The 19,420-nt window shown below is 68.3% G+C and carries 19 protein-coding genes; 3 read left to right on the top strand and 16 right to left on the bottom strand.

What is annotated here, in order from left to right:
- Positions 1 to 21: 21 nt before the first annotated feature.
- From DKM19_RS29295 to DKM19_RS29330, 8 genes are all read right to left on the bottom strand, one after another.
- Positions 22 to 1,557 carry an acyl-CoA synthetase gene (locus DKM19_RS29295; RefSeq protein ID WP_110699983.1) on the bottom strand — a complete coding sequence of 512 codons (1,536 nt, stop codon included), beginning with the start codon at positions 1,555 to 1,557 and terminating at the stop codon, positions 22 to 24.
- Positions 1,558 to 1,737: 180 nt separating this feature from the next.
- Positions 1,738 to 2,358, bottom strand: coding sequence for a hypothetical protein (locus tag DKM19_RS29300; protein WP_162641862.1), 621 nt, complete (start codon positions 2,356 to 2,358; stop codon positions 1,738 to 1,740).
- Positions 2,359 to 2,556: 198 nt separating this feature from the next.
- Positions 2,557 to 3,399, bottom strand: a complete 843-nt coding sequence (locus DKM19_RS29305; protein ID WP_110699987.1) for a MetQ/NlpA family ABC transporter substrate-binding protein — start codon at positions 3,397 to 3,399, stop codon at positions 2,557 to 2,559.
- Between the two features lie 85 nt (positions 3,400 to 3,484).
- Positions 3,485 to 4,141: a methionine ABC transporter permease gene (locus DKM19_RS29310; RefSeq protein WP_110699989.1), complete on the bottom strand. Its 657-nt coding sequence runs from the start codon at positions 4,139 to 4,141 to the stop codon at positions 3,485 to 3,487.
- On the bottom strand, positions 4,138 to 5,160 hold the full coding sequence (locus DKM19_RS29315; protein ID WP_239513649.1) for a methionine ABC transporter ATP-binding protein: 1,023 nt from the start codon (positions 5,158 to 5,160) through the stop codon (positions 4,138 to 4,140). Before DKM19_RS29315 ends, DKM19_RS29310 begins: the two co-directional genes overlap by 4 nt.
- A gap of 378 nt (positions 5,161 to 5,538) precedes the next feature.
- Complete coding sequence (locus DKM19_RS29320) at positions 5,539 to 5,712, bottom strand: BTAD domain-containing putative transcriptional regulator (protein ID WP_110699991.1); 174 nt, start codon at positions 5,710 to 5,712, stop codon at positions 5,539 to 5,541.
- Between the two features lie 82 nt (positions 5,713 to 5,794).
- Positions 5,795 to 6,925, bottom strand: a complete 1,131-nt coding sequence (locus DKM19_RS29325) for a Fic family protein (RefSeq protein WP_110699993.1) — start codon at positions 6,923 to 6,925, stop codon at positions 5,795 to 5,797.
- Positions 6,926 to 6,981: 56 nt separating this feature from the next.
- On the bottom strand, positions 6,982 to 7,647 hold the full coding sequence (locus tag DKM19_RS29330) for a TetR/AcrR family transcriptional regulator (RefSeq protein ID WP_110699995.1): 666 nt from the start codon (positions 7,645 to 7,647) through the stop codon (positions 6,982 to 6,984).
- A 74-nt stretch (positions 7,648 to 7,721) separates the two neighbouring features.
- Here DKM19_RS29330 and DKM19_RS29335 point away from each other — a divergent pair, with 74 nt between their 5' ends.
- Positions 7,722 to 8,423: a carboxymuconolactone decarboxylase family protein gene (locus tag DKM19_RS29335; RefSeq protein ID WP_110699997.1), complete on the top strand. Its 702-nt coding sequence runs from the start codon at positions 7,722 to 7,724 to the stop codon at positions 8,421 to 8,423.
- 107 nt (positions 8,424 to 8,530) lie between these two features.
- Here DKM19_RS29335 and DKM19_RS29340 read toward each other — a convergent pair whose 3' ends face one another.
- The 8 genes from DKM19_RS29340 to lon form a co-directional block, all read right to left on the bottom strand.
- Positions 8,531 to 9,892 carry a M28 family metallopeptidase gene (locus DKM19_RS29340; protein ID WP_204358297.1) on the bottom strand — a complete coding sequence of 454 codons (1,362 nt, stop codon included), beginning with the start codon at positions 9,890 to 9,892 and terminating at the stop codon, positions 8,531 to 8,533.
- Positions 9,893 to 10,094: 202 nt separating this feature from the next.
- Entirely contained in the window at positions 10,095 to 10,727 is a 633-nt protein-coding gene (locus DKM19_RS29345) for an HAD family hydrolase (protein WP_110699998.1), read from the bottom strand.
- 295 nt (positions 10,728 to 11,022) lie between these two features.
- Positions 11,023 to 11,664, bottom strand: coding sequence for a TetR/AcrR family transcriptional regulator (locus DKM19_RS29350; protein WP_162641865.1), 642 nt, complete (start codon positions 11,662 to 11,664; stop codon positions 11,023 to 11,025).
- Positions 11,665 to 11,896: 232 nt separating this feature from the next.
- Positions 11,897 to 12,331, bottom strand: coding sequence for an ester cyclase (locus DKM19_RS29355; RefSeq protein WP_110700002.1), 435 nt, complete (start codon positions 12,329 to 12,331; stop codon positions 11,897 to 11,899).
- A 97-nt stretch (positions 12,332 to 12,428) separates the two neighbouring features.
- Positions 12,429 to 13,016 (bottom strand): YceI family protein, encoded by a 588-nt coding sequence (locus tag DKM19_RS29360; protein WP_110700004.1) that lies wholly within the window; start codon positions 13,014 to 13,016, stop codon positions 12,429 to 12,431.
- 42 nt (positions 13,017 to 13,058) lie between these two features.
- Positions 13,059 to 14,228, bottom strand: a complete 1,170-nt coding sequence (locus DKM19_RS29365; protein WP_204358298.1) for an RNA polymerase sigma factor — start codon at positions 14,226 to 14,228, stop codon at positions 13,059 to 13,061.
- Positions 14,219 to 14,557 (bottom strand): YciI family protein, encoded by a 339-nt coding sequence (locus tag DKM19_RS29370; RefSeq protein WP_110700006.1) that lies wholly within the window; start codon positions 14,555 to 14,557, stop codon positions 14,219 to 14,221. Before DKM19_RS29370 ends, DKM19_RS29365 begins: the two co-directional genes overlap by 10 nt.
- 222 nt (positions 14,558 to 14,779) lie before the next feature.
- Positions 14,780 to 17,149, bottom strand: coding sequence for an endopeptidase La (lon, locus tag DKM19_RS29375; protein WP_110700008.1), 2,370 nt, complete (start codon positions 17,147 to 17,149; stop codon positions 14,780 to 14,782).
- Positions 17,150 to 17,389: 240 nt separating this feature from the next.
- Between lon and DKM19_RS29380 the strand changes: the two genes are divergently transcribed.
- Both DKM19_RS29380 and DKM19_RS29385 read left to right on the top strand, forming a co-directional pair.
- Complete coding sequence (locus tag DKM19_RS29380) at positions 17,390 to 18,703, top strand: sensor histidine kinase (protein ID WP_110700010.1); 1,314 nt, start codon at positions 17,390 to 17,392, stop codon at positions 18,701 to 18,703.
- Complete coding sequence (locus DKM19_RS29385) at positions 18,700 to 19,356, top strand: response regulator transcription factor (RefSeq protein WP_110700012.1); 657 nt, start codon at positions 18,700 to 18,702, stop codon at positions 19,354 to 19,356. Before DKM19_RS29380 ends, DKM19_RS29385 begins: the two co-directional genes overlap by 4 nt.
- Positions 19,357 to 19,420: the final 64 nt, after the last annotated feature.

A 19,420-nucleotide genomic window follows, 5' to 3' on the forward strand; every position in this document is an offset into this window, starting at 1 on the left:
GCCGGGCTTCAGGATTGGACTTCAGGGCTTGGCGGGCCAGTACTCGTCGCGGAGGAGGCGCTTGTAGAGCTTGCCCGTGGGCTGCCTGGGCAGCTCCTCACGGAAGTCGATCGACTTCGGGCACTTGTAGGGCGCCAGCCGGGAGCGGCAGTATTCGATCAGCTCGGCCTCCAGCCCGGGATCGGCCAGGTCCATGGAGACGGGCTGGACGACGGCTTTGACCTGCTCGCCCATCTCCTCGTCGGGGATGCCGAAGACCGCCACGTCCGCCACCTTCGGGTGGATCGAGAGGATGTTCTCGGCCTCCTGCGGGTAGACGTTCACCCCGCCCGAGATGATCATGTAGGAGCGCCGGTCGGTGAGGTAGAGGAAGCCCTCCTCGTCGACGTAGCCGATGTCGCCGAGGGTGGTCCAGCCCCGGCCCTGCGGGTCCTGCGAGGCCTTCGTCTTGTCCTCGTCACCGTGATAGGCGAACCGGGGGCCGTCGGAGAAGTAGACGGTGCCGTGCTCGCGGGGTGGCAGCTCGTTGCCGTCCTCGTCGCAGATGTGGGTGACGCCGAGCAGCGGCCGGCCGACCGTGCCCCTGTGCTTGAGCCAGTCCTCGGAGCCGACGTAGAGGAAGCAGTTGCCCTCGGTCCCCGCGTAGTACTCATGGATGATCGGGCCCCACCACTCGATCATCTGTTCCTTGACCGGAACCGGGCAGGGGGCGGCGGCGTGGATCGCGCACGTCAGCGACGAGAGGTCGTACCGCTCGCGGATCTCCCCGGGCAGCTTGAGCATCTTGATGAACATGGTCGGCACCCACTGCGAGTGGGTGACGCCGTACTTCTCGATCAGCGCGAGTGCCTGCTCCGGGTCGAATTTCTCCATGACCACAAGCGTCACGCCCATGCGCTGCATGCTCATGCAGTAGCGCAGCGGAGCCGCGTGGTAGAGCGGCGCCGTGGAGAGATAGACGCTGTCGGCCGACGGCGCGAACAGGAACTGGATGAGCTGCAGCAGTGCTCCCGGCGTGTCCAGCGGCACCTGGGAGAGCGTGGGCTTGACGCCCTTGGGCCGCCCGGTGGTTCCGGAGGAGTAGAGCATGTCCGCGCCCTGGCACTCGTCGTCGAGGGGCGTGACCGGATGGGCGGCTACCTCTTCCTCGTAGGAGGCGAATCCGGGGGCGACGCCGTCCAGCATGAGTCTGAGCTCGACCTTCGGCGTCACGTCCGCGATCGAGGTGGCCACGTCGGCCAGAGCGACGGAGGAGATGAAGACCCGGGCCTCGCAGTTGTCCACGATGTAGGCGAGCTCGTCGGTCTTCAGCCGCGAGCTGATCGCCGTGTAGTACAGGCCCGAGCGGTGCGCCGCCCACGCGACCGCCAGGAACAGCGGATGGTTCTCCAGCATGAAGGCGATGTGGTCGCCGGGCCGGAGCCCCGCGGCGCGGAACAGGTGGGCGAGCCGGTTGGACTCCTCGTCCAGCTCCCGGAAGGTCACGACCTTCCCGGAACTCGCCATGATCACAGCGGGCTTGTCCGGCAGCAGTGCCGCGATGGCTCCGGGGTGCATAAAACCGAACATTACTCGGTTTGATGTTCGGTGAGAAGTGCCCGATCACACGGCAGGGCCGCGACCTCAGGAGGTCGCGGCCCTGCATTCGGGGATGGATCCCATTACGTGCCAGATGGCGGCCGCAGGCGGATCGAGGGTGCCTGCGAGGTGATCAGGAGCTGTGGAGAGTGCCTACGGTCAGGCGCTGTAGACGGACTTCCAGCTGCTCCAGTGGCCCTTCGGCGAGCCGAAGCTGCCCCGGCTGACCCTGACGTCGATGTCCTTGGCGTTCGTGCCGCTGAAGGAGTAGGACACGGTGGACTTGCCGCAGTTCTTGAAGCTCTTGTAGGAGGTCGAACCGTTGAAGTTCACGATCCTGAAGGTCTCCCACGCACAGCGGTACCTGGGGTCACCCCACCACTTGGAGTTCTTGAGCGCGCTGCTGACGGTGTAGTTGTACTCGTGGACCCACTTCCACACGTGCTTCTTGTACGGCTTCTTGACCCAGCGGCACTTCTTCTCGCCGTCGTGCCACTTGCACACCCTGACGTTCTTGTACTCCGTCTTCCAGTACCACTGCTTGTGCGACTTCTTCTGCACTGAGACCTTGCCCCAGGCCTTCGCCTTGCCGTCGCTGGAGGAGTACGGCCCCCAGGCGTCGAAGGAGGCCGGGGAGCTGGGGATCACGCTGACGACCGTGCCGGGAACCGTTCCGGGAACCGGGGGGGTCGCGACGGTGGCGTTGGCCGCAACCGGAGCGCCTACCGCGAGGAGGGCGGCCGCGCCGGCGCCCACCATGATTCGGGTGGTGATTCTCATTTTCGGGGAGCCTCTCGGGGGTGAGGTTTCTGACACCCCCGTTGTATGACCAAGCGATTGACAACCACTTGAAACTCACTTAAAAGACGAGGCCACACCAATGATCAAATCAGAAATCTTTCCCGACAAACCGGAAGATTACCGAAAAGATCACCGATGTGGCCCGCAGATTATCAGCTTGAGGCGGAAGTGACCGTGTCAGCTCGTAGCGGAAATGACCGCTCCCTTGTACGTCTGCTCGATGAACTGCTTCACCTCGGGACCGGCGAGCAGCTTGGCGAGTTTGACCACGCGCGGGTCCTTCTCGTTTCCGGCCTTCACCACCAGGCCATTGGAGTAAGGGTTGCCCTCGGCCTTCTCCAGCACCAGCGCGTCGTCGGCCGGGTTGAGACCGCTCTCCAGCGCGTAGTTGCCGTTGATCACGGCCGCGTCCACGTCCTCCAGCGAGCGGGGAAGCTGCGCGGCCTCCAGCGGCTGGAACTTCAGGTCCTTGGGGTTGCCGGTCACGTCGCGCTCGGTGGCCGCGATGCCGACGCCCTCCTTCAGGGTGATCAGGGAGTTGTCGGCCAGCAGCTTCAGCGCCCTGCCCAGGTTGGTGGCGTCGTTCGGCAGGGCGACGGTCGCGCCCTGGCCCAGCGAGGCGGCGTCGGTGATCTTCTTGGAGTAGAGCCCCAGCGGCTCCAGGTGGACCGCCTGGACAAAGGTCAGCTTGGTGCCCTTGGAGGCGTTGAAGTCGTCCAGATAGGGCCTGTGCTGGAAGTAGTTGGCGTCAAGCTGGCCCTCGTCGAGCTGCACGTTGGGCTGCACGTAGTCGGCGAAGTCGATGATCTCCAGGTTGAGCCCCTCCTTGGCGGCGAGGTTGTCCTTGACGAACTTCAGGATCACCGCGTGCGGGATGGGGCTGACGCCGACCTTGAGCACCGCCTGAGCCGAGGAGGAGGCCGTCGCGTCGGCGCCGGTGGCGGGTTCGGACGATCCGCAGGCGGCGAGCGCCAGGACCAGCGCGGTCGCGACGGACGCGATCGCAGAGAATTTACGCACGGTGTGCTCCTTATGGATGAGAAAACGTTCGGGGTAGGCGGACGGAGGCCCCGTTCACGGCGGCGGCCTCTCGAGCGAAGAAGGGTCAGTGGCGTGCGAGACGGCGGGCGACGACGTCGCCCATGGTCTGTACGAGCTGGACGATCGCGATCAGCACGATGACGGTGATCACCATGAGGGTGGTCTCGAAGCGCTGGTAGCCGTAGCGGATGGCCAGGTCTCCGAGCCCCCCGCCGCCGATCGCCCCGGCCATCGCCGAGTAGGAGATCAGCGCGACCACGGTCACGGTGAGCCCCGCGACCAGACCGGCCATGGCCTCGGGCAGCAGGACCTTGTTCACGATGGTCGTACGGCTGGCGCCCATGGCCTGGGCCGCCTGCACCTTGTCCCTGCCGACCTCGCGCAGCGCGGTCTCCACCAGCCGGGCGAAGAACGGCGCGGCGCCGAGCGTCAACGGGACCACCGAGGCGATGGTGCCGATGGTGGTGCCCACGATCAGCCTGGTCAGCGGGATGACCGCGATCATCAGGACGATGAACGGCAGCGAGCGGCCGATGTTGACGATCACTCCCAGCACCCGGTTCAGCGCCGGCGAGGGGAACAGCCCGCCCCTGTCGGTGACGACCAGCGCCACCCCGAGCGGCAGCCCGATCAGCACCGTGAACAGGGTGGACAGCAGGATCATCTGGGCGGTCTGCAGCGTCGACTCCACGAGCAGCGGAGCCATCTCGTCCCAGGTCATGCGATCTCCTCCACCTGCGACGTGACCGAAATGCCGGATGCGCCGGCCCGCTCGGCCGCCGGGGCCTCCTCGACCAGCAGGCCGCGCTCGGACAGGTAGGCGAGGGCGGCGGCGCGCTCGGCGCCGGTGAGGCGCAGGCGCAGGCGCCCGGCCGAGACCCCGGCCACCTCCTCCAGGACCCCGCCGAGGATGTTCACGTCCACGTCGAACTTGCGGACCATCTGCGACACCACGGGCTCGTCGGCCTGCCCGGTGAAGGTGATCGTGACGGTGCCGGGCTCCGGCGCGGGAAGGGGGAACAGCTCCGCGGTGAGCCGGGATCCGGGCCTGGCGATCAGCTCGGGAATGGCCCCGGACTCCTCGATCAGGCCGTCGCGCATGATGGCGGCCGAGTCGCAGATCGACTTGATGACGTTCATCTCGTGGGTGATCAGCAGGATGGTCAGGCCGAGCTCCCGGTTGAGCCTCTTGAGCAGGGCCAGGATCGACTGCGTGGTGCCCGGGTCGAGCGCCGAGGTGGCCTCGTCCGACAGCAGGACCGAGGGGTTCCCGGCCAGCGCGCGGGCGATGCCGACCCGCTGCTTCTGCCCGCCGGACAGCTGCGCGGGATGCGTCCCGGCCTTGTCCGCCAGACCGACCAGCTCCAGCAGCTCGGCGACGCGCCTGGCGCGCTCCGCCTTCTCGACTCCCATCACCTCAAGGGGAAACGCCACGTTCCCGGCGACCGTACGGGAGGACAGCAGCGCGAAATGCTGGTGGATCATCCCGATCCGCTGCCGGGCCCTGCGGAGATCGCTCTCGCCCAGCCTGGTCAGCTCCTGTCCCGCCACGGAGACGGTGCCCGCGGTGGGGCGCTCCAGGAGGTTCACACAGCGCAGCAGGGTGCTCTTCCCCGCACCGCTCTGCCCGAGCACGCCGAAGATCTCACCTTCGCGGACATGAAGGTCGACGCCGTTGATGGCGACCACCTCGCGGCCCCGATCTCGATAGACCTTTCTCAGGCCCGACACATCAATCACAGCTGTTCCCAACGTCAATGGAGTTCCGAAAAGACCTCAGACAGGGAAACGGCTAGCGCGTGCCGGGGTGGAAAGGGAGATGGCTCAGACGGCGCAGAATGAGATGGTCCGCGGTGCAGGTCATGGTTTCGGGCCTTAAGGAGGGAACGGACAGGGGGCAAAATTCAGCACATTGGACACATGCGCCCCATGGCGCACATGTCGCATATTGCCCTCATACACACGTCCTGACACATGCCTTTACACATGACCCGGCCCTGCGGGGTCATGCCGACATCGTCTGCCACGTTCACGCCTGCCTCAACACGAGCCTTACTTACCCTAATTCCCTACATGTTATGTGATAACGGTCACGTTCCAGTAACCCTTCCCGGGGCTTTACCCGGCCGGGCGCAGGATCGCCTCGTGCGCCTGGCGCAGGTCGGGGCCGGGCTCGATGCCCAGCTCCTCCGCCGGCACCTGCCTGCCCTGCCGATACACCGCCAGCGCCTCCCCCCGCCTCCCGGCCCGGTTGAGCGCGAGCATGAGGTCACGGCGCAGATGCTCGTGCATGGGGTGGAGGCATCCCCGAAGATCTCCGAAACTGGATCGCGTTCGGGCGGCGCGCCATACGATTGATCAGGATTCGTCCTGGTTAGTTCCGATACGGATCGCGGAGCGGAACCACCCGCGCGCCGAACTCATCCTTGATCGCCTGCATCCTCGGACCGGGCGCGTAGAAGCGGCCCCTGGTCTCCCCGTACGGCGTGAGCCAGCCCTTGGCCGTCAGGTCGCGCAGGTCCCTGGCCGCCTGTCCCTGGCTGAGCGACTCGTCGAGCTGATACCTGCTCCGGCGTAGCCGCCGGTTGACGAACACCTCGTAGAGCGCCGACACGGTCCGCGCGTTCAGCCCGTCGGCGTCGACCTGCTCCTCCAGGATCACCCACACCTCTCCGGCCTCGGAGAGCCTCCGCTGAACCCGCTGCGCCTGCAGGTGATGGGCACGCAGGCAGAAACGCACCCAGCTCAGCGTGTCCCCGTGCGGGTTCCAGCGCCCGCCCTGCCTATCGGCCAGGGCGTCGTAGTAGTCATAGGTGTTCCTGGCCTGTCCGAGCCACTCCTCGATTGAGGAGAACTCCGGGGTGGTGATCTGGTCCCTGCCGAGCACCAGCGTCTGCAGGGCACGGGACATGCGGCCGTTGCCGTCCCGCCATGGGTGGATGCCCACCAGGTTGAAGTGAGCCATCGCCGCCCGCACGTGGCTCGGCGCTTCGAGGTCGCCCTCGTTCAACCAGTCGACCAGCTCACCCAGCAGCTCGGGCACCTCCTCGGCGTCCGGGCCTTCGTAGACGACCTCGCCGGTCGCGGAGTTGCGGACATAGATGGCGCCGGGCCGTACCGTGCCCGGGGTCTTGTCCAGATGATGGCCGATCATCATGAAGTTGAGCGCGTGGAGCAGGCCGGCGTCGAACCCGAACGCGGACGTTCGCGAGAGGATCTGGATGTAGGTCAGCGCCTGCTGGTATCCGGAGATCTCCCGGGCAACCGCGTCCGAGGTCTCCAGGGGGTCCTCACCGGCCATGATGGACTCGATGTCCTCGACGCCGGCTCGATAGCCCTCGATCGAGTTGGAGCCCTGGATGGCCCGCGCCTGGAGCTGGCGCCGGAGCTGACCGTCCCAGCGGTGGGTCTCCGCGAGGCGGTATCTCAGGTCGCGGCGCATCTCCTCGATCTCGCCGAGGACCACTTTGTCGATGGCCTCCAGGGAAGGCGTGCCGTACAGCATGGATCCATAACAGCATGGTCGAATCATTCGGTCAATTGACTTGATGATTCATCCATTTATGTCAGTGGAGATTGCGTTTCCTCCGGCCTTCGGGGCGAGGGGGATGTGGGCGCGACGCCGACGAGCTTGGTGAGGAATCGTTCGATCTGCTCCTCCAGTGGCGGCCAGGGGAGGTCGGGCTGGTTGACGCGCATCGACACGGTGCCGTGGACGGCCGCCCTCAGATCCAGCGAGACCGTCGCGGCGTCGTCGGCGGGTGCGAGCCCTGCGTCCATGCACCGCTGAACCGCGGCGGTGGTGCGTTCGGTCAGCTCCTGCTTGAACGACATGGCCGTCCGCTGGTTGAGAGTGCTCTCGTGGAGCACCTTGTACAGGCCCGGGTGCCGCTGGACCCACGTGCCGAGCAGGAGGATGCGGGCGCGCAACTTGGCCACCGGATCGGCGGAGCCGGCCTCGGCCTGGTCGATGGCCTGTACGAGCTCGCGGTGAAAGCGCTCCAGGGCGGCGAGCACGAGAGCGTCCCGGTCGGCGAAATGGATGTAGACGGAGGTCGCGGCGATGCCGATCTCGCGCGCCACGGCGCGCAGGGACAGGGCCTGGTCGTCGGCGAGCTCGTCGAGCAGCCGGATGGCCGCGGAGACGATGTCCTCGCGCAGCCGTTCGCCCTGACCTCGCGGATTGCGGCCCCGGGCACCGCCCCGGGCCGGAGAAGTCACGTCCATGATCCGCCATTGTATTGGAACACCCGTCGCGCTACAGTCGTAGCGCTACAGTCGTTCAGTCATGGAGGAGCACCATGGATTTTTCATCGCAGACCCAGGTGAGCAGGCTGGACACGGTGTTCGCGGAGATGAGCGCCGCCACCGACCAGCGCGTCTGGGAGGAGATACCGGAGCTGACGATGCGGGAGAAGGTCCTCCTGTGCGTCGTCGCCGACGTCTGCCAGCAGACCCTCGGGCTGCCGTTCGAGCTCCACGTGAGGATGGGACTGGAACACGGCGTGACCGCCGACGACCTGCGGGAGACGCTCCGTTTCATCTCCTACGACAGCGGCTATCCGGCCGCGCTGGCGGCACTGGACCGCCTGACCGGCATCGAGCGGGAGCAGGGCCTGCCGGGTCCCACGGGACAGAGCCATCAGGTGAACGCGGACGGCTCGGGAAGTCCGATCCCCGGGCCGGTCCGGGGGGTCGTCCGCGGCCTCGACGCCCACTTCGCCGACTACATGGACCTGCAGTCACGCATGCGCGCCGACATGAAACTGCTGAGCGTGCGCGAGCGCGCGTTCGCCACGATGACCGTCGACGTGCTCTACCAGACGCTGGAGGAGAGCTTCCGCATCCACGTGGCGCGCGCGATCGGTGCGGGCGCCACACCCGACGAGGTCCGCGCCGTCGTGCGGTTCACCGCCCAGTTCGGCATGACAAAGGCATGGCGCGGCCTCCGGGCGCTCAACGCACTGCTCTCCGCGAACCACACGGAATCCGTCTTCGCCTGACCCACCCGATGAACCGGTGGGCACCCGTTGCGGCCCTGCCTTCCGGGACCTGCCGGGTGAACCGGTTCCTGCGAGGGTGGGGCAGGGCACGGCCCTGCCCCACCGGGTCAGGAGGGCGTGGGGAAGCTGACGGGGCTGCGGTGCCCGGCTGTGTCTACGGCCCGTACACCGAAGAAGACGTTGTCCTTGGACAGGTCGATGCGCACTTCGGTGACGTCGCCGACCGGGATGACGTGGGTCCAGTCCGGGCTGGTGGTCTCGCGCCAGACGACTTCGTAGCCGGCGAGGTCGGGTTCGGTGCCACGGGGCCAGACGAGGTCGGTGTCGTTGGTGAGCTGATTGGTGCGGACCCTGGCGTTCTTGGGCGTGCCGGGGGCCTGGGCGAGTGACCAGAGGGTGGCGGCGTTGACGCGGGCGACGCGGGCGATGTAGGCGAAGTCGCAGAATTCGGGGAGGTCGCCGAACTGCTTGCCGTTCTCGACGCGTACGTCCTGGTGCTGGTGGTCGTAGTTCTCGTTGGGTTCGGTGAAGCGGGCGGCGGGATAGCCCTGTTCGAGGAAGCCGATGTGGTCACCGCCGCGGCGGTAACGGTCGCGGCGGTAGATGACCCGGACGTTCATGCCGGTGGCGTCGTTGTCAGCGACGTTCGCGACGAAACGGGCGAGCTGGCGGGCGGGCGAGTCGTTCTCGCCGCCGACCGAGCGGCGGGTGTTCGCCTGGGCGGGGGTCTCGGCGGTGGGCACGCCCTCGGCGAAGAGCCGGACGGTGCGGGGATCCCGGGTGCCGTCGTCGGCGGTGCTGCTGCCGACGATGTCGTTGGTGAACATCGCCTGCACGTCGGCGGCCGCGGCCTTGTACTGCCCGGCCATGTACCGCGCCCCGTACAGGTTCTGCTCCTCGCCCGCGACGGCGGCGAAGACGATGGTGGCCTCCGGCCTGCGGATGGCCATGACCCGGGCGAGTTCCATCGCGACGGCCACGCCCGAGGCGTCGTCGTTGGCGCCCGGCGCGTCCGCGGTGGCGTTCATGACGTCGGTGACCCGTGAGTCGTAGTGGCCTGACACCACGTATATCCGGTCGGGGGTGACGGAGCCGCGCAGGGTGGCGACGATGTTGGTGATGCGGGTGTCGGCGGGGATCCCGGAGGCGGGCTGCTGGATGTAGGACTGCAGTTCGACGGTCATGCGCCCGCCGGACGCCGCGGCGTACCGCGTCATCTCGGCGAATATCCAGTCGCGGGCGGCGCCGATACCGCGGTTCGGATCGTCCTGGGCGGAGAGGGTGTGCCTGGTGCCGAAGCTCACGAGCTTGCGGACGGTGGCCTCGATGCGTCGCTGGTCGATGTCGCGTAACAGGGCGCGCAGCTCGGCGTCGGGGTGCTGGTTGGTGGCGGGCCGGCCGGGACCGTTCGGCCGGCCCGAGTCCGCCGCTGCCGGATGGCCGTCGAGGGTTACCCCCGCGGTCGCCACGGCCGCCGCCGCGGAGATGGAGAGGAAGGTCCGACGGCTGGCTTGACTGGGCGGTTGAGAATCTTTGTTATCCACATAGCGGTTTTTATACAGACATGAAAGCTTTGTCCATGGTCTGATACGCCGCACCTGAGCTTCCCCGGTCGTTCGTTCTCACCGTTTGCGGATACTCATCACGGTGGGAGGAGCGGCTGCGCTGCGACTACTTCGCCGGCTCCGCGCCGATCAGCGACGAGAAAGCATCACGCAACTGTTGAACCCGCTGATAGTGGAGCCCGATCATCCCCGCCGAACTCGCCGCGGTGACGTTGGCGAGGGTGTCGTCGACGAACAGGCATCGCGGCGAGGGGACACCCGACCGGTCCGCCGCGATTCGATAGACGCGCGCGTCGGGCTTGGCCATCCCGATGCGCGCGGTGTTCACGACGGCGTCCACCGCGTCGGCCAGTCCCAGCCGGGCGAGGTCGGCTTCCAGCCGGGTGGTGGCGTTGGAGACCAGCACGACGGGAACACGCCGGCGCGCTGCGGTCAGCAGGCCCAGCACTTCCTCGTCGACCTGACCGGTCAGGGTTTCCCACTCGGCGACCAGGGCGCGAGCCCTGTCCGGCGATCCGCAAACGGCCACGAGGTCTTCCGCGATACCCGAACGCCACTCCTCATCCGTGACGACGCCCGTGATGGCCGGCAGGAGACGCTCAGGACGGAAGGCGGCCGCCGCAAGCGTCCCGGCGGGAAGTCCGTACGCTCGATCAAGCCCCGGCATCCCGTCCGGATCCCACAGCCGCAGGACCCCGTCGAGGTCGCACAGCACCGCGTCGAAGGACGGCAAACTCATGGACGGTGATCCTGCCAGGGGCTGTGCCGCCACGCATCTCCATGATTTACGGCACCGGCGCAATCGGCGACATCGTCAGAGCTGCCCGGCAACGCCGGCTTGCGGCTCGCCGTGGTCCCCGATCCCGCCAACGGGAAGGCCGGGCCGGACGGCGAATCCGCCCTGTCACTGCGCTGACCCGGGTGTGAACCACCAGCACTCATGACAGTTCTGTCGACGTCCCCGTCTCGATGCTCCGATGACACCCGTTGCTCTTTTGCGGTTCAGCGATCAGGTAAGTCCGATGTACGGGTGCCTACGGCCCGGCCGGAGGTTTGCGGGGGTCTCCGGGCAGGGTCAGGGTGCGGTCGACCAGCCGATGGAGATACCTGCGGAACCTGGCGACGACGATCGGCGTGCGGGTGCGGGCGCCGTTCTCGTCGAGGATGCCACCTTGGCAGAAGGAGTGGACGCACCACTGCATCGTCCAGAGCAGGAAGAGCAGGTCCTCCTCGTCGATGTAGCCGGCGGCCACCGCGGGCGCGAGAGCCTCGCGAATGAGCTGGATATGGGGGTGCATGTACTTGCGCTCCACATCCTCGATGTCCCCGGCGTCGTGGAGAACTCGCTGAAACGTCATCTTGACGGAGTCGGAGTTGTCGAGGCAGAAGTCGAGATAGTGGTCGGCCGCCCGGTGCAGGATGAGCACCGACTGTTCCGGATCTTCCGTGGGGCCGCCGACCACCTTTCCCAGCACCTCGATGCTGGGCCGGGAGAGCCGCCGCAGCGCAGCGAGGTAGAGGTCCTGTTTGTCGCCGATCAGGTTGTTGACCTGGGCGACGTCCAGCCCGGCGGCTTCGGCGATCTCGCCGATGGAGATTCCGTCATAACCGAGGGCGGAGAAGAGCCGGGTCGCGAGTTCCTCGAGCATCTCCGTCTGTCGAGCGACATCGCTCATGAGGCCGCCGGGAGCCGTAGGAACATAAGTCATAGAAGTGAAGATATGAGGGCAAAATCGCCTCAATAAACCACCTGACAGGCAAGGTTCGGCCAAGGGCTCGCATCACGATTCGGATCGTCAGGCCCGCCAGAGTGTCGGCTTCCGCCCACCGCCGTGTGGGCCGTACGGCAAACCCAGACGACCGCCGAGCCCTCGCAGGTGACCCATGCCGAGCTGGAGTACGGCTTCGTCAGGCCGGGATGGCGCCGAGCTGTCGCATCTGCGAGAAGACGTCGACGACCCCCCAGATCTCCGCGATTCGGCCACCGGCGAAGCGGACGATGAAGATCTCGTTGTACGTGATGGATCTCCCGGTTGGCGGGAGGCCCCTGTACTCGCCCTGGTGGGTCCCGGTAACCGTGTTCCTGCTGACGACCCTGTCCCCCTCCGCGATCACATCCTCGACCTCGACGTGAATGTCGGGGAACGCGCGAAGGAGCACCGCCCACACGTGCTTGATCGCCTGAGCCCCCGTCGCATCCATCGGCACCGGCGCGTGGAACAGCATGTCCGGCTCGACGACCTCGTCGATCGTCTTCGAGATGATCTCCGCATCGCCGGTGTTCATGGCGTCGTGGAAGCGGCGGAACGTCTCCTTGTTGCTTGTTTCCTGGGCTGTGGACATGTGGCCCCTCCTCGGGTCGATATGAACGTTCGGGTGGTTGTCGCCGCTCACAGCGGGAGACTCGGCCGCCGGTGTGCGGCGGCGCGTCCGGGCCGGGTCATTTCTGGAGGACGGCCTGGATCTCGAAGCCGATCGACACCTTGTCGGCGACCACGACGCCACCGCCGTCCATCGGGGCGGTGATGCCGAAGTCGCGCCGGTTGATCTGCGCGGTCACGGAGAAGCCGGCCCGCCGCCCGCCGGACGGGTCCGGGCCGAACCCGTTCACCTCGACGGCCAGCGGCACCGGCCGGATGACGCCGTGCAACGTCAGCTCACCGTCGACGGCCCAGCCGCCGCCGGTCCGGCGAATGCCGGTGGAGCGGTAACTCACCGTCGGGTACCTCCCGACCTCGAGGTAGTCGGCGGAGCGGAGGTGGTTGTCACGCCGTCTGTTGCCGGTGTCGACGGACGCGAGGTCGATCGTCGCGGCAACCGACGAGCCCAGTGGGTCCTCGCTCGTGACGATCGTGACGTCGTAGCCGGTGAACCGGCCGCGCACCTTGCCGACCATGAGTTGGCGGACGGAGAAGGCGACCTCGGAGTGCACCGGGTCGGCCTTCCAGGTGCCGGCCAGATAGCCCGGGATCGCGACGGTCGCGGCGGCGGAGTGCCTGGGTTCCTCCCAGGAAAAGTTGTCGCTCATACTCAGGCGACGAACGAGCACCCGCCCGAGGGACGGCTCGGGTCAGGGATGTTCGAGCCGCCGGGTCAGGAACCGCCGCTCGGGAGTCGAGGTGGCCAGCTCGAGCGCCCGGCGGTACGCCGCCCGGGCCTCGGTCTCCCGGCCGAGACGGCGCAACAGCTCGCCGCGGGTCGAGTGGAAATAGAGGTAGCCGTCCAGGTCGAGGCGGTCGACGGCGCGCAACGCCGCGGCGGGGTCACCGGCCTGGGCGACCGCCACGGCGCGGTTGAGCTCGACCACCGGGGAGCCGGTGAGTTCGACCAGCCGCCGGTACATCTCGGCGACCTGCGGCCAGTTGATCCGCTCGCGCGTCTGCAGCGACGCGATCACGGCCTGAACGACATAGGCGCCGCGCCCGCCCAGCTCGAGCGCCCGGTCGAGCGCCACCCGTCCCGCCGCGATCTGGCGCATGTCCCACAGCGACCGGTCCTGATCGTCGAGCAGTACGAGATCCTCGCCGGAGAACCGGGCCCGCCGCCGGGCGTGGTGGATCGTCATCAGTGCGAGCAGCCCGTACGCCTCCGGTTCGTCCGGCATGAGCGCGGCGAGCACCCACCCCAGGCGGACGGCTTCGGCACCGAGGTCGACCCGGCCGCGGTAGCCCTCGTTGTAGATCAGGTAGATGACGGCGAGCACCGCGTCGAGGCGGTCGGGAAGCAGATGCGCGCCGGGAACCGCGAACGGGATCCCGGCCAATTTGATCTTGTTCTTGGCACGGGACAGGCGGCGTCTCATGGTCTCCTCGGAGACCATGAAGGCCCGGGCGATGTCGGCGGTCTCCAGACCGCCGAGGGCTCGCAGCGTGAGCGCCACCTGCCCCTCCAGCGACAGCGCCGGGTGGCAGCAGGTGAAGATCAGCTCGAGCCGTTCGTCCTTGATCACGCTGTCGTCGAACTCGTCCATGACGGCCTCGGGTGCCGGTAGCAGGTGGATCTTCTCGGCCAGGGTGCGCTCCCGGCGGAGCCGGTCGATCGCCCGGTTGCGGGCCGTCGTCACCAGCCAAGCACCCGGGTTGTCCGGCATGCCCGATGCGGGCCAGCGCTGCGCCGCGATCGCGAACGCCTCCTGTGCGGCTTCCTCGGCCTTGTCGAAGTCACGGAGGAACCCGACCAGCGAGGCCAGCACCCGGCCCCACTCGTCGCGGAACACCTCCTCGAGCACGGTCAGCGCCACACCACCGGTCTGACCTCCACCACGCCGCCGAGCCGGGCGGCCGGGATACGCGCCGCCATCTCGATCGCCTCGTCCAGATCGGCCGCCTCGATCAGGCAGAAGCCGCCGAGCACCTCCTTGGTGTCCGCGAACGGGCCGTCGGTCATCAGCGTCCGGCCACCGGCCACCCGCACACTGGTCGCCGTCTCGGCGGGCTGCAACTGCGCGCCGCCGACGCACCGGGCGTCCTCGGTCAACGCGAAGTACTCCGCGTACGCCGCGTCGCGTTCCGCGTCGGACAGCGCCTCGAGGCGGCCGGGATCGTTGTAAATCATCAGGGCGTACTGCATCGCGACCTCCCGGGACAGTGGGCTCTCCCCTGCACGACGAACGAGCAGCCACGCAAGGGACAACCGCCGGCATTTTCCCAATTTCAGGACAGCCGAGACGCTAGCCGCCGAACCCGGAGTGGAACACCTCGACCCTGCGGGCCGGATGGACCGGCGTCTCCGCGACGCAACGACGGAACGGCCCGCCCCCGCGAGGGGACGGGCCGTTCCGGGTGGTGCGGGTCAGGCCGCGGCGTGCTCGGTGACCTGGGCCGAGGTGAGCGCGATCTCGAGGACCTCGCGCACGTCGCTCACCACGTGGATGGTGAGCTCGTTGCGGACGGCCTCGGGAACGTCGTCCAGGTCCGGCTCGTTGCGGGCCGGGATCAGCACGGTGGTGATGCCCGCCCGGTGGGCGGCCAGCAGCTTCTGCTTGACCCCGCCGATCGGGAGCACCCGGCCGGTGAGGGAGACCTCACCGGTCATGGCCACGTCGTTCCTGACCGGGCGGCCCGAGAGCAGCGAGGCCAGGGCCGTGATCAGCGTGACACCGGCCGACGGGCCGTCCTTGGGAACGGCTCCGGCGGGGAAGTGGATGTGCACCGAACGGTCCTTGAGGGACGCCACGGGCAGTTCCAGCTCCGCGCCCCGCGAGCGCAGGTAGGAGAGCGCGATCTTGGCCGACTCCTTCATGACGTCGCCGAGCTGACCGGTCAGGGTCAGGCCGGTGTCGCCGGTCTCCGGGTCGGCCAGGGACGCCTCCACGTAGAGGACGTCACCGCCCGCTCCGGTGACCGCGAGACCGGTGGCCACGCCGGGCACCGCCGTACGCTGGCGGGACTCCGGAAGCGAGGACTCCGGCACGTGGCGCGGACGGCCGAGGTAGGGGACCAGGTCTCCCACCGTCACGGGCAGTTCGCCCTCGCCGAGCGCGATGTTGGCGGTGATCTTACGCAGGACCCTGGCGATCGAGCGCTCCAGGGACCGGACTCCGGCCTCCCGGGTGTATTCGCCCGCCAGCCTGCGCAGCGCGTCCTCCTCGACGGTGACGTCCTCTACGGTGAGGCCGGCCTTGTCGAGCTGGCGCGGGAGCAGGTGGTCGCGGGCGATCGCGACCTTCTCGTCCTCGGTGTAGCCGTCGAGCGTCACGATCTCCATGCGGTCGAGCAGCGGGCCGGGTACGGACTCCAGCACGTTGGCGGTCGCCAGGAAGAGCACGTCGCTGAGGTCGAGCTCGACCTCCAGGTAGTGGTCGCGGAAGGTGTGGTTCTGCGCCGGGTCGAGCACCTCGAGCAGCGCGGCGGTCGGGTCGCCCCGGTAGTCGGAGCCGACCTTGTCCACCTCGTCGAGCAGCACGACCGGGTTCATCGAACCGGCCTCGCGGATCGCACGGACGATCCGGCCGGACTGGGCGCCGACGTAGGTGCGCCGGTGACCGCGGATCTCGGCCTCGTCGCGGACGCCGCCGAGGGCGACGCGGACGAACTTGCGGCCCATCGCACGGGCGACGGACTCGCCGAGGGAGGTCTTGCCGACTCCGGGAGGACCGGCCAGCGCGAGCACGGCGCCGCTGCGACGGCCGCCGACCACGCCGAGGCCCTTCTCGGCCCTGCGGCCACGGACGGCGAGGTATTCGATGATCCGGTCCTTGACGTCGTCGAGGCCGGTGTGGTCGGCGTCGAGGATCTTGCGGGCCTCGGCGATGTCGTAGGAGTCCTCGGTCCGCTCGTTCCACGGGAGGTCGAGGACGGTGTCGAGCCAGGTGCGGATCCAGCCGGTCTCGGGAGACTGGTCGGAGGTCCGCTCCAGCTTGTCAACCTCCTTGATCGCGGCCTCGCGCACCTTTTCCGGCAGGTCGGCGGCCTCGACGCGGGCGCGGTAGTCCTGCTCCTCGGTCTCCGGGGAGGAGCCGTTGAGCTCGGACAGCTCCTTGCGGACCGCGGCGAGCTGCTGGCGGAGCAGGAACTCGCGCTGCTGCTTCTCCATGCCCTCCTGGACGTCCTTGCGGATCGTCTCGGCCACGTCGAGCTCGGCCAGGTGCTCACGCGACCACTCGACCAGCATCGAAAGCCGGTCGGCCGGGTCGGCGGTCGCCAGGATCTCGGCCTTGCGCTGGGTGCTCAGCCAGGGGGCGTAGCCGGAGTTGTCGGCGAGGATCGACGGGTCGTCCATCTGGTTGACCGCGTCGACGACCTGCCACGCGCCCCGCTTCTGCAGGATGGTGGTGGCCAGCGCCTTGTACTCCTTGGCCAGCTCGTGGGCGCGCTCGTCGGCCTCGACGACGTCGATCACGGTCACCTGCACCCACAGGGCCGCGCCCGGTCCGGTCGTGCCGGAACCCACGCGGACGCGGTCGACACCGCGCACCACGGCCGCGGGCTCCCCTCCGGGCAGCCTGCCCACCTGCTCGACGATCGCCCTCACGCCGACGGGGCCGTATCTTCCGTCGATCCGGGGAACGAGGAGGACCTGGGGCTTGTTGTCAGCAAGAGCCTGAGCGGCGTCGATCGCGGCGCGGACTTCGGTCTCGGACAGGTCCAGGGGGACCACCATGCCCGGCAGCACGACCTCGTCGTCGAGCGGCAGGACCGGGAGGATCAAGCTCTCACTCATTTGAACTCCAAGGGTTGAGTTATACCGACTCAAGTAATGGGAGCCCTCAAATGTTCCCGAGATTGAGCGTGTTCGCTGTGAGCGATCGTAATTGTGTAATTAAAGCCGCGAAAGGCTCGCCGCCCACCACCCTTCGCGCTCCCCCTCACGCTTCGCCCGCTCCCGTCGCTCTCAGGGGTGACGTCGTGGATCACCCCGTGGTACGACGCGGATCCCGGCTCCGTTCCCTAGGCTGATCGGATGACCCGCAGCTCCCCGTGGCAGGTGCTCATACGGCGCGCGCGGCCGGTACGGGAGACCGTCATGCGGCTGGTCCATCCGCTCACCGAGGCCCTGGTGACCGGGTCACCCGATCCGGCGCGCCCCCGGTCGCGCCGCCTCCGCCGCCGCACGCCGCAGGCGCTGGGGCTACTGCCGTTCCGGGCGATCGACCTGGTCCTGGTGGGCGATCTGCTGCTTGCCCTCCTTCTCTTCGGCACCGGCCTGGCCTCCCTCCAGGACGCGGCGGCCGAGGCACACTCGCTCCTCGACCCGCAGGGGATCTTCTTCGCGGCCCTGGCCTTCTCCCTGCCGCTCGCGCTCCGCGACCGGTGGCCACTGGCCGCCTGGCGGTCGGCGGTCCTGCTGATTCCCCTGGGCACGGTCGTCTCACGGCAGCTCCTCGACGGCCTCCCCTACACCGCGGCCACCGCGATCACGTATGTGCTCGTGGTCTACACGGTCGCGGTCCGCTCCGAACGGCACATCACCGTGGGCGCGTGGGTCGTCTCGGTCCTCGGCGCCTGGATGCTCCATTCCGACTCGATGGCCGTCGCCACCGGCATCGTCACGGTGACCGTCCTGTTCGGCCACAACGTGCGCGCCCGGCGGCTGGCCATCGGCCTCCTGATCCAGGAGGAGCGGCGAAGCGAGCGGGCACTGGCCGGGCAGGCCGTGCTGGAGGAGAGAGCCAGGATCGCCAGGGAGCTGCACGACGTCGTCGCCCACCACATGTCGGTGATCGCCATCCAGGCGGAGGCCGTACCGCTGCGGGCGGCCGGGGACGCCACGCGCCTTGAGGAGGGGCTGGGAGAGATCCGGGCGCTCTCGCTCGCGGCCATGACCGAGATGCGTCGCGTGCTGGGCGTGCTCAGGGACGGGGACGGGCGCACGGACACCGCGCCGCAGCCGGGCCTCGGCCGCCTGGAGGAGCTCATCGGCACCGCACGCTCGGCCGGGCTCACCGTGACGCTCAAGCTGGGCGGCGACCTGACCGGGCTGCCCGAGGCGGTGAGCCTGTCCGCCTACCGGATCGCACAGGAGTCACTGAGCAACGCCATGCGGCACGCACCCGGCTCGACCGTCTCGGTGAAGATCACCCGGTCCGGCACCGAGCTTCACCTCCGGGTGGCGAACGACGCCAGACACCCCTCCCCCACAGAACCTGGGCATATAGGGCACGGCCTGATCGGGATGCGGGAACGGGTGTCGATGCTCGGCGGAAGCCTGTGGGCCGGACCGGTCGGGCCGGGTTTCGCGGTCACCGCCATACTGCCGATCATGGAGAAAGCGTGACGATCCGGGTGCTCATCGCCGACGACCAGGGCATGGTCAGGACCGGGTTCACCGTTTTCCTGGACTCCCAGCCGGACATCGAGGTCGTGGGCGAGGCGGCCGACGGCCGCCAGGCCGTGACCAGGGTCGCCGAACTGCGGCCCGACGTGGTGCTGATGGACGTGCGGATGCCGGTCATGGACGGGCTGGCGGCGACCCGGGAGATCCTCTCCTCCGGTGGCCTCCTGCCGAAGGTCCTGATCCTCACCACGTTCGACCTCGACGACTACGTCTACGAGGCGCTGCGGGCCGGGGCCAGCGGATTCCTGCTCAAGGACGCCTCGGCGCAGCAGCTGGCCGAGGCCGTCCGGGTGGTCGCGGCAGGTGACGCGCTGCTCGCCCCCTCCGTGACCAGGCGGCTCATCGCGGATTTCGCCCGCGTCGGGCCGCGTCGCCCGCGCGGCCGGCTGGACGACATCACCGAGCGCGAGACCGAGGTGCTCGTCCTCATCGCGCAGGGCCTGTCCAATCAGGAGATCGCCGGGGAGCTCGTGCTGTCGGAGCAGACGGTGAAGACCCACGTGGGCCGGATCCTGGCGAAGCTCAACCTGCGCGACCGCGCCCAGGCGATCGTCCACGCCTACGAGACGGGCCTGGTCCGGCCGGGCGAGTGATTCCTCTCCCTCCCGGTATCGGCCGATCAGCCCGGGGTTGAACGGCCCTGCTCCCCGGGGTGAA

Source organism: Streptosporangium sp. 'caverna' (assembly GCF_003203775.1).
GTDB classification, from domain to species: domain Bacteria; phylum Actinomycetota; class Actinomycetes; order Streptosporangiales; family Streptosporangiaceae; genus Streptosporangium; species Streptosporangium subroseum.

Excerpts from the sequence above, each read along its gene's own strand:
- DKM19_RS29295 (WP_110699983.1), bottom strand. The coding sequence starts at position 1,557 with ATGCACCCCGGAGCCATCGCGGCACTGCTGCCGGACAAGCCCGCTGTG.
- DKM19_RS29300 (WP_162641862.1), bottom strand. The coding sequence starts at position 2,358 with ATGAGAATCACCACCCGAATCATGGTGGGCGCCGGCGCGGCCGCCCTC.
- DKM19_RS29310 (WP_110699989.1), bottom strand. The coding sequence starts at position 4,141 with ATGACCTGGGACGAGATGGCTCCGCTGCTCGTGGAGTCGACGCTGCAG.
- DKM19_RS29320 (WP_110699991.1), bottom strand. The coding sequence starts at position 5,712 with ATGCACGAGCATCTGCGCCGTGACCTCATGCTCGCGCTCAACCGGGCC.
- DKM19_RS29325 (WP_110699993.1), bottom strand. The coding sequence starts at position 6,925 with ATGCTGTACGGCACGCCTTCCCTGGAGGCCATCGACAAAGTGGTCCTC.
- DKM19_RS29330 (WP_110699995.1), bottom strand. The coding sequence starts at position 7,647 with ATGGACGTGACTTCTCCGGCCCGGGGCGGTGCCCGGGGCCGCAATCCG.
- DKM19_RS29335 (WP_110699997.1), top strand. The coding sequence starts at position 7,722 with ATGGATTTTTCATCGCAGACCCAGGTGAGCAGGCTGGACACGGTGTTC.
- DKM19_RS29345 (WP_110699998.1), bottom strand. The coding sequence starts at position 10,727 with ATGAGTTTGCCGTCCTTCGACGCGGTGCTGTGCGACCTCGACGGGGTC.
- DKM19_RS29350 (WP_162641865.1), bottom strand. The coding sequence starts at position 11,664 with ATGAGCGATGTCGCTCGACAGACGGAGATGCTCGAGGAACTCGCGACC.
- DKM19_RS29355 (WP_110700002.1), bottom strand. The coding sequence starts at position 12,331 with ATGTCCACAGCCCAGGAAACAAGCAACAAGGAGACGTTCCGCCGCTTC.
- DKM19_RS29360 (WP_110700004.1), bottom strand. The coding sequence starts at position 13,016 with ATGAGCGACAACTTTTCCTGGGAGGAACCCAGGCACTCCGCCGCCGCG.
- DKM19_RS29370 (WP_110700006.1), bottom strand. The coding sequence starts at position 14,557 with ATGCAGTACGCCCTGATGATTTACAACGATCCCGGCCGCCTCGAGGCG.
- lon (WP_110700008.1), bottom strand. The coding sequence starts at position 17,149 with ATGAGTGAGAGCTTGATCCTCCCGGTCCTGCCGCTCGACGACGAGGTC.
- DKM19_RS29380 (WP_110700010.1), top strand. The coding sequence starts at position 17,390 with ATGACCCGCAGCTCCCCGTGGCAGGTGCTCATACGGCGCGCGCGGCCG.